This window comes from uncultured Dialister sp. (genome assembly GCF_937959425.1).
Lineage (GTDB): Bacteria > Bacillota > Negativicutes > Veillonellales > Dialisteraceae > Dialister.
Genome location: NZ_CALGPS010000129.1, coordinates 1 through 7,570 on the forward strand (window position 1 = coordinate 1; position 7,570 = coordinate 7,570).

Here is a 7,570-nt window from a genome sequence, read left to right on the forward strand (position 1 = left end):
GTCCCCAGTCCCCAATCCCCACCAGCTTAAAAAGCGCCGCCTTTGTTTCCAAAGGTGACGCTGTTTTTATTTCCTATTTCCGAAGGGACGCCAGATAGTTTTCCAGTTCGTCTGCCAGGCGGCTGTTGGAGGTGAGGCCCGGGGCCAGGGGGATGAAGCGGAGGCTATAGTCTTCGTCGCTTCTTCCGGGGATTTCCCTTGGGAAGACGGCCCATACTTCTTTGACGGGGCGGCTGTCCCGGAGGGAGGTGATTTCGTCGCAGTCCCTGTAGAAGCGGGTGTTCATGTCCCGGTAGGCGTTGAACTGGCGGCGCAGGCTGGCGCTTCTTGTTTCATCCTGCCAGAGGAAGAGGATGTCCCGGTATTTGAAGTCCGCCACCAGGGAACCGTAGTAGAGGCCTCCTTTATAGTAGTCCAGACGGAGGTCCGGCTGGCGGTGGGGGTTATTGGTATAGAGGGGATGGTCCTTCCTGTCGGTGTCGGCGGAGGAGGCGGGAAGGATGCCGTCGTAGATGAGGTGCACTTCCTCGCCGTCCCTTTTCAGTTTGATTTCCGTGCCCGATTCCAGGGAGGAAAGGCGGTACCGTCCTTCTTCCTTGATGACGGTAATGCCTTCTTCCAGTTCCCAGCCCCTGGCGGTCAGGGCCTTGATGAACTGGAGGAAGCTCCAGAGTTCATAGAGTTTGTCCGTCCGTTTCCACTGGAACTGGTAGAAATTGGATACGTCAAGGCTCTGGGCAGGGCGGGAGAGGTTCTTATAAAGGCGGTACAGCACGCTGTACCGGGGATCCATGACCACGGTCATAGGCACTTCGCCCAGTCTGTCCGCCCGGGCTTCTTCAAACCAGGGCGCCAGGGTGACTCTTCCGATGCCGCTCCGGATGCGGCGGGCCCGCTGGCGATAGAGGCGGAGGCGGGAGAGGGCGTTTTCTCCTGTCTTGTATTCCAGGCCCCAGGTGTATTTTCTCAGTTTCTCCTGCTTTTCTTCCAGCCGCTTCACGGGGCCTTCGATTTCATCCAGGAACTGCTGGAGGATACGGTCAAGGGCCAGAAGGATGGATTTGGCGAAACGGTTTTCCGCCACGTCCCTGGTGATTTCCGTGCGCAGCGCCGGCATGCGGGGCGCCCCCGGCCTTTCTTTTACGTGCTGGGGCCGGATGTGGGGATCCGGCCGCCTTCCCTCTTCCCGCCGGATCTGCTTCAGCTTCAGCACCATGCGGGCGTTGGCGGTATGGGACAGCTCATCCAGCACGTTCATCACCACCGGCGATTCGTCGCTGATGGTATAGAAGCGGAGGAGCATGGAGGGCGAAAGGCCCAGGGCCCCTTCCAGGGCTTTGGAAATATGGATGTTCCGCTTCATGAAATCGAAGGACAGTGTCCTGATTTCATCGGCCAGTTCGTCCCGCATGTCCTGCCAGCTCTGTTTCCCCATGTACTTCGGTTTGATTTCCATGAGGCCATACCAGCTTTTCCCGTTTCCTTCCACCGTAAGCACGTAGTATCCCGGCACCAGGGGGAAGTCCTGGCCTTCGAAGAGGAGGATGGCCTCCCCCGGCCGGTGGGCGGGGGAGATGTAGGTCTGTCCGTTTTCCCTTTCCTGTCCCGGCAGGGTGACCACGTCCAGGCCGTCCATGGTGAAGCGGAAGCCCCTGGGCGCTTCAAAGCCCACATAAATATCCTGGTTTTCCGTGAACGTGAGCCCCGGCTTCACGTCCTCCCCCAGTTCCGACGGGTCTTCGGTGAAACGGTTGAAATAGCGGACGCCCTTGTCCCAGCCGCCGGAAAAGGTGAGGGTGAAGGGGAGCTTAGATGGTGTAATCATAGAGTTTCAGCTCCCTGGCTTTTTCTTCCAGCACCTGGCGGGCAGAAGTGAAGGGGGACAGGCTGCTGAACCGGTTCAGCACCTCCAGCAGGGATCCGGTGACCTCGCCTTTGTCATTGGTGGACACCAGGGACGCCAGCTGCTGGGAAGAGCCCCGGATTTTGGTGAAGATACGCTGCACCACCTGGGCGTCCAGGCCGTCGCTTCTGGTGAAGGAGAGGCCGTCCGGAATATTTTCCAAGTAGCGGCCCATCTGGCGGGCGATGCGGAAGCCGATGCCGCACTGCATGCCGCTCTTATGGAAAGCGTCGTTCAGGCCGTCCAGAAGGTCCAGCTCTTCCGCCTTAAGGCCCAGGCCGTCCCGGATGCAGAAGCTTTCGAAAAGGGGCGCAGGAAGTTCCGGGAAATCGGTCTTTTCCGTCTTCCCCAGGGAGAGAAGGTCGTGGAAACGGCCCTGGTGGAGGGTAATCACATTGGCCCGGTCCAGAATCTTGTCGGAGAAATGGTAGGTGGATTCGTCCACATTCACTGTGCCTGTGAAGAGCACATTCCTGCCGATGGGGATTTCCGCCGGATAGGCGTCGCCGTTGTAAAGTTTGCTCCGAAGGGCGGGGTTGTACAGACGGATGACCGGATTTTCTTCCTTTTCCAGCACAGAAATGAACTGGGCGAAATAGTGCTCCGCCCGGGCCAGGTTCATTTCATCGAAGCAGATGAGGAACATGTCCTCCGGATGGCGGGCGGCGTCGATGAGAAGTTCGGCGAGGCCTGTGTCGGCGCTGCGGTACACCATGTTCTTCATATCCACATAGCCAAGGATGTCGCCGTCATCCATCCAGGAAGGACGCACCGCCAGGAAGCGCACATGATCCTCCGGCAGCCCCAGCGCCCGGCCGTAGAGACGGACCAGCCCCGATTTGCCGGTACCGCTCATGCCTGCCAGAATGGTGAGGCGGGACGATTTCAGGGAAATATGGAAATTGATGAGATCCTCCTTCTCATAGAGAAGGCCCGAGCAGTCCGCCTCCTCTAAAAGGCGGCCCAGGAAATCCACCTCTTCCATAGGCTTTTCCTTCTCCTCCGAAAGGATTTCCTCCTCCCCATCGTTCACCGGTTTGATTTCCTCCTTCGACGTAAGGGAGTGAATGATCCGCTCCACATCCTCTTCGGTGTAGAGTCTTTCCGTATGGTCATCGCTGTCGATGGTTACGCTGTCCTCACCGGCGAAAGGATTCACCAGCACCCCGCTGTCCGCCAGAAGGTCGCCGTCCGCCGGCACGGGCTTCAAATTCAGCCGGAAATCGGGGATGAACTCCTGCGGCACGAACCACAGAGGAGAATGGGTGCAGCGGAGGATATGGGAAAAGAGCTCCGAATTTTTGAAATCCACTACGCCGTAACCCAGGGGTCCCTTATTCTTCACATGGAAATAGGCGCCCCCTTCCCCGATGACCGTGGAATCGAAGGCATCATCGTAGAGCGGTGCAAACACCACCCAGGGGCCAAGCCTGCCCTCAAAATTCTTCGTAGCCGCCACAATCACCCGGGGCTGCACATCATTATTCCAGTACTTCTTCGACAGTCCCGGCAGCGGCTTTCCGGTGAGGATATGGCTGCAGAACTTGTTGATATCCCCGCCGAAGGGCGGCTGATCCACCGTGCCGAAAGCAGGGATGGGATAAAAGTTGTGATCCACATCCATGAAAGCGGTGGTTCCCTCCAGCTGCATATCATCCAGCACAAAAAACTTGTTGTTCCGGATAGCCGGCGTAAAGGTGACAAAGGCATCGCCGAAAACAGTCTCCAGATAATGGAGAGCGTCCGCCTCATTGGCAAAGGCATTGTACCCGCAGCCGATGCGGCTCATGAACCCCGTAAACCCGTGCTTCTCCGAATCCTCAAATCCCTTGGGCAGAGGAGACAAGGAATCCACAAAAAAACGATAGTCCTTCATACCCGGCTGCGGCGTAGACAGCTTCACCCCGGGACGCACCCGCCCCAGCACCTTGCCGTCTGCCTGCCTGAGCGCAAAAAAACTATCGGAATTCCCATAATTTGAATTATAACTTCCCATATGCAATTTCCTTCTTTCCAGGGAAACCGCGCCGGACACCCTGCTTCGATGAAATCCCTTTCATCCCCGTCGTCCATCACACAGCCGCCCTAAAATCCTGTACGAAAACCCTTTCGTATCAAAAGAGAGGAACACCCTCCCATGAAACAGGGAAGCACCGCTTCCCCTGCGAAATAGACAGATGATGCCTATTCCTGAGATCTGTAAGACCCCTAAAACGCCTTGCGGCACAGCCGAAAATAACCTTTTTCGGACTTTCTTCTATTTTAACATAAGAGAAGAAAGGGTTCTATAGGATATAGGGGCCGCTGTGCGGCCCGGGTTCAGAAGGTTCGAAGGATTCTCCCCCAACATATAGTCCCCCGCCTGCGGGGGGAAGGTGGTGGCGTCAGCCACCAAAGGGGGCACGCCCTTGAGGTTCAGAGGTTTCTGTACCCCAGGGGGTGCAAGGGGCGCGGCTGCGCCGCAGGTTGTATAGAAGGGTTGTGTAGAAAGGTTGTGAAAAGGAAGGGGCAACGGATTGACCAGCCTAAAGGCCGGAAGGTTCTGAAGTTTGACAGCGGCCTTTGGCCGCTGAGGGTTGTGGATTGCCGCTTCGCGGCAATGAGTATAAAGTCAGCGTTACGGGGCTTGCATTTGTGCCACTATGGCCTCCCCGTCATTTCGAGCGATGGTATATGTCGATATGAATCACATAGTTTCATGGAGCCAGTGAAAGGGAGCCGAGAAATCTCCCCGCAGAAAGCTGCCTTTCAATCGGTCAGCCGACTCAAAGGAAGGCCTCTTAATGGACAGAATAGACCTCTCTATGCTTACTTTTAGAATCATGTACAAACTACCCAGCGTCCATAGTGTCCCGCGGTAAGCGGACAGCGGATAGTGGACAGCCGTCTGATGTCTGACTGTCTGACCGTCTGACGTCTATAACTTCTTTCGGGCCTGCAGTCCCGCCCCCACAGCCATCGGTCAGCCGCCCCTCTATCTCACTGTCCCACTGTCCCACTGTCTCACTCTCCCACTCCCCCATCCCCATAAGCCCAACGATTTTCCCCCCACGAACCACCTGAAACGGTGTATAATAAAAAAAGCGTAATCTGAAATCAAAATGCAAGGAAAGGTGGAAATACTATGTACAACCTGATTTTCAAAAGACGAAGCGTCCGTTTCTTTAAAGACCGGGACATTTCCAAAGTAGACATGCGTGAAATCCTCCGCGCCGGCATGTGGGCTCCCTCTGCCAAGAACCGCCAGCCCTGGAAATTCATCGTAGTGAAAGGGGAAAGCAAGAAGACCGCCCTTGCCCTCATGGAAAAGGGCATTGAAAGATCCGAAAAAGGCGAAGGCGTCCTGGCTGGCGCTCCGGAGCTCTACACCAACGCCCGCTTCACCCTGCAGTGCATGCAGCAGGCTCCGGTACTGGTATTTGTAGTAAACCCCAACGGCCGTCCCCTCACCGACAACTGGACCGCCGCAGAAAAAATCCATGAACTTTCCGACGTACAGGCCATCGGCGCCGCTGCCGAAAACATGGCCCTCCAGGCCACCTCCATGGGCATCGGAAGCCTTTGGATCGGCAACATCTTCTTTGCCTACGAAGAACTCCACGAATGGCTGGGCGAAGGAGAAATGGTGATGGCCATGTCCTTCGGCTACCCCAACCACAACCCTTGCCCCCTGGCAAGAAAAAGCGAAGACGACGTCATCGAAGTCAGACTGTAATCAAATGCTAAAAAAGCACGGCCCCACGGCCGTGCTTTTTTGTATTTGACTGAACCATACTCTGATAAATCTACCACGGAAAATTATTCGCCTTTTTCATGCTCTCTTATCCAAAGCAGCAAGTCCGACTGATTTTTCTTTCCTGCTGCAACTTCGAGAACAACAGTATAAAGCTCTTCCTGTGTATAATTCAGCATAATACCATTTAACGCAAGAAATACAAGCATTACATGCACCCCCAGCCGTTTGTTTCCATCTATCATGGCATGATTTTCAATAAGGCCATATCCCAGGCAGGCTGCTTTTTCCTCTATCCCCGGGTACAATTCATAACCATCATAAGTCTGGAAAGGGGATGAAAGAGCCGCATCTAATAACCCTTCATCTCTCACTCCTTTTGTACCGCCAAACTGATTGACCATGTCATTATACATCCGGAGTACCTGTGCCTTGGTAATTTTTTTCATTTGGCCAATACCTCATAGGCCTTCTGATTCTGCTCCATCAATTTTTTAGAAATGGCTTCCACTTCTTCATCCCCTGCAGTCTCATCCTCCAAGTGATCAAAATTAATAATCAGGTAACGGGGTCTATTGTTCTTCATAATCACCGCCGACCCCTTTTCGTCCACCATGCGAGCCACTCTGGAAAAATTACGATTTGCTTCAGTTATAGGAATCATGGTATTTGTATCAATACGCATAAAAATCACCTCTCACTCATTATATCAAAAAGGAAGGCTGTTTTGTAGGATAAATTCATCCTATAAAACAGCCCTAGTAAGGAGACTTATGACGAAGCATTGGATAAAAATTCATATGAAATTCGATTCTGCGAATGAATCAGTACTTCCCTAGCACAATATATAAATTTACGCACCTATGACGCCACTGCCATTCCGCCCCACCGTCATTTCGAGCGCAGCGAAGCGGAGCCGAGAAATCTCACGCCGCCTATGACGCCACTGCCATTCCGCCCCATCGTCATTTCGAGCGCAGCAGAGCGGAGCCGAGAAATCTCCTCCCACATATGACATCACTGCTATTCACCTCAACAGGAAACCAGCCCACCAGTACACTAGTACACTGCTTTCCTATTTCCCAAGCCCCTCTATACTCTCCTGCATACTCTTCGCCGTATCCATGAGACGGCCTGCCTTGGTCATGAGCTCATCCATGCGGTCGTTTTTGTATTCATGCACCGTCATGCCGTCGGTGAGAAGGCGGCTTCCCGGGCGGCCGCCGGAAATCTTCACGTACAGGTCCCCCACCACACCGGACGTATCGATGGTAAAGCGGGCGTCCTCGGGGATCTGCGTCTTCTTCCGGATATACAGATCCAGCACCGCCTGCCCATCCTTCACATGAATCTTATGGACATTGCCTACATAGACCCCGGCATAGAGCACATGGGCGTTTTCCTTGATGCCCTGGGCATTGTCAAACACCGCATGCACCTCATAGGTATCTTTATGAAACCAGCGGGAGGGTTCAAGAAATAAACCGGCAGCGCCGATAAAAAGCAGCAGGATTAACACTGCCATACCGATTTTCGTTTCCCGGCTCATTCTATGCCTCCTTCATAGGCCGCTTCGCGGCCCGGGTTCAAAAGGTTCAAAGGGTTCTCCCCCCCACATATAGTCCCCCCGCCTGCGGGGGGAAGGTGGTACGTAGTACCAAAGGGGGCACGCCCCTGGGGTTCAGAGGGGCACCCTTCGGGCGCGAAAGGTTCTTAAGATTGACCGACCTAAAGGCCGGAGGGTTCTTACGTTTGACGGGCCTACGGCCCGAGGGTTGTGGTATCGCCCTGCGGGCGATGAATTTATAGGCAGCCTGACGGCTGACCCCTTCCGGCTCGCTGCGCTCGCCACCCACCCCTTAACCAGGGGTGGGCAAGAGATGTAGTGACGCGGTTCCTTTTTCCTCCATAAACTTGCCCACCCCCGCACTCGG

General features: G+C 54.7%; 6 protein-coding genes. 1 reads left to right on the forward strand and 5 read right to left on the reverse strand.

Annotated elements, in window-relative coordinates:
• Window positions 1-73: 73 nt before the first annotated feature.
• Together Q0482_RS05770 and Q0482_RS05775 are read right to left on the reverse strand one after the other, a co-directional pair.
• Window positions 74-1,825, reverse strand: coding sequence for a DUF2357 domain-containing protein (locus Q0482_RS05770; RefSeq protein ID WP_299144531.1), 1,752 nt, complete (start codon window positions 1,823-1,825; stop codon window positions 74-76).
• The gene (locus Q0482_RS05775) at window positions 1,809-3,779 is read right to left on the reverse strand and encodes a restriction endonuclease (protein ID WP_299144533.1); all 1,971 of its coding nucleotides are present in this window, start codon (window positions 3,777-3,779) and stop codon (window positions 1,809-1,811) included. Before Q0482_RS05775 ends, Q0482_RS05770 begins: the two co-directional genes overlap by 17 nt.
• 1,248 nt (window positions 3,780-5,027) lie before the next feature.
• Here Q0482_RS05775 and Q0482_RS05780 point away from each other — a divergent pair.
• Window positions 5,028-5,618 carry a nitroreductase family protein gene (locus Q0482_RS05780; RefSeq protein WP_299144535.1) on the forward strand — a complete coding sequence of 197 codons (591 nt, stop codon included), beginning with the start codon at window positions 5,028-5,030 and terminating at the stop codon, window positions 5,616-5,618.
• 83 nt (window positions 5,619-5,701) lie between these two features.
• On the opposite strand, the gene Q0482_RS05785 is transcribed toward Q0482_RS05780, so the two are convergent.
• The 3 genes from Q0482_RS05785 to Q0482_RS05795 all read right to left on the reverse strand — a co-directional run bounded on the left by Q0482_RS05785 (window position 5,702) and on the right by Q0482_RS05795 (window position 7,185).
• Window positions 5,702-6,085: a type II toxin-antitoxin system death-on-curing family toxin gene (locus tag Q0482_RS05785; protein WP_299144538.1), complete on the reverse strand. Its 384-nt coding sequence runs from the start codon at window positions 6,083-6,085 to the stop codon at window positions 5,702-5,704.
• On the reverse strand, window positions 6,082-6,321 hold the full coding sequence (locus tag Q0482_RS05790; protein ID WP_299144540.1) for a type II toxin-antitoxin system Phd/YefM family antitoxin: 240 nt from the start codon (window positions 6,319-6,321) through the stop codon (window positions 6,082-6,084). Before Q0482_RS05790 ends, Q0482_RS05785 begins: the two co-directional genes overlap by 4 nt.
• 390 nt (window positions 6,322-6,711) lie before the next feature.
• On the reverse strand, window positions 6,712-7,185 hold the full coding sequence (locus Q0482_RS05795; protein ID WP_299144543.1) for an MlaD family protein: 474 nt from the start codon (window positions 7,183-7,185) through the stop codon (window positions 6,712-6,714).
• Window positions 7,186-7,570 lie beyond the last annotated feature (385 nt).

Bases quoted from the DNA above. Each gene is read 5' to 3' on its own strand.
- Q0482_RS05770 (WP_299144531.1), bottom strand. From the start codon at position 1,825: ATGATTACACCATCTAAGCTCCCCTTCACCCTCACCTTTTCCGGCGGC.
- Q0482_RS05775 (WP_299144533.1), bottom strand. From the start codon at position 3,779: ATGAAGGACTATCGTTTTTTTGTGGATTCCTTGTCTCCTCTGCCCAAG.
- Q0482_RS05780 (WP_299144535.1), top strand. From the start codon at position 5,028: ATGTACAACCTGATTTTCAAAAGACGAAGCGTCCGTTTCTTTAAAGAC.
- Q0482_RS05785 (WP_299144538.1), bottom strand. From the start codon at position 6,085: ATGAAAAAAATTACCAAGGCACAGGTACTCCGGATGTATAATGACATG.
- Q0482_RS05790 (WP_299144540.1), bottom strand. From the start codon at position 6,321: ATGCGTATTGATACAAATACCATGATTCCTATAACTGAAGCAAATCGT.
- Q0482_RS05795 (WP_299144543.1), bottom strand. From the start codon at position 7,185: ATGAGCCGGGAAACGAAAATCGGTATGGCAGTGTTAATCCTGCTGCTT.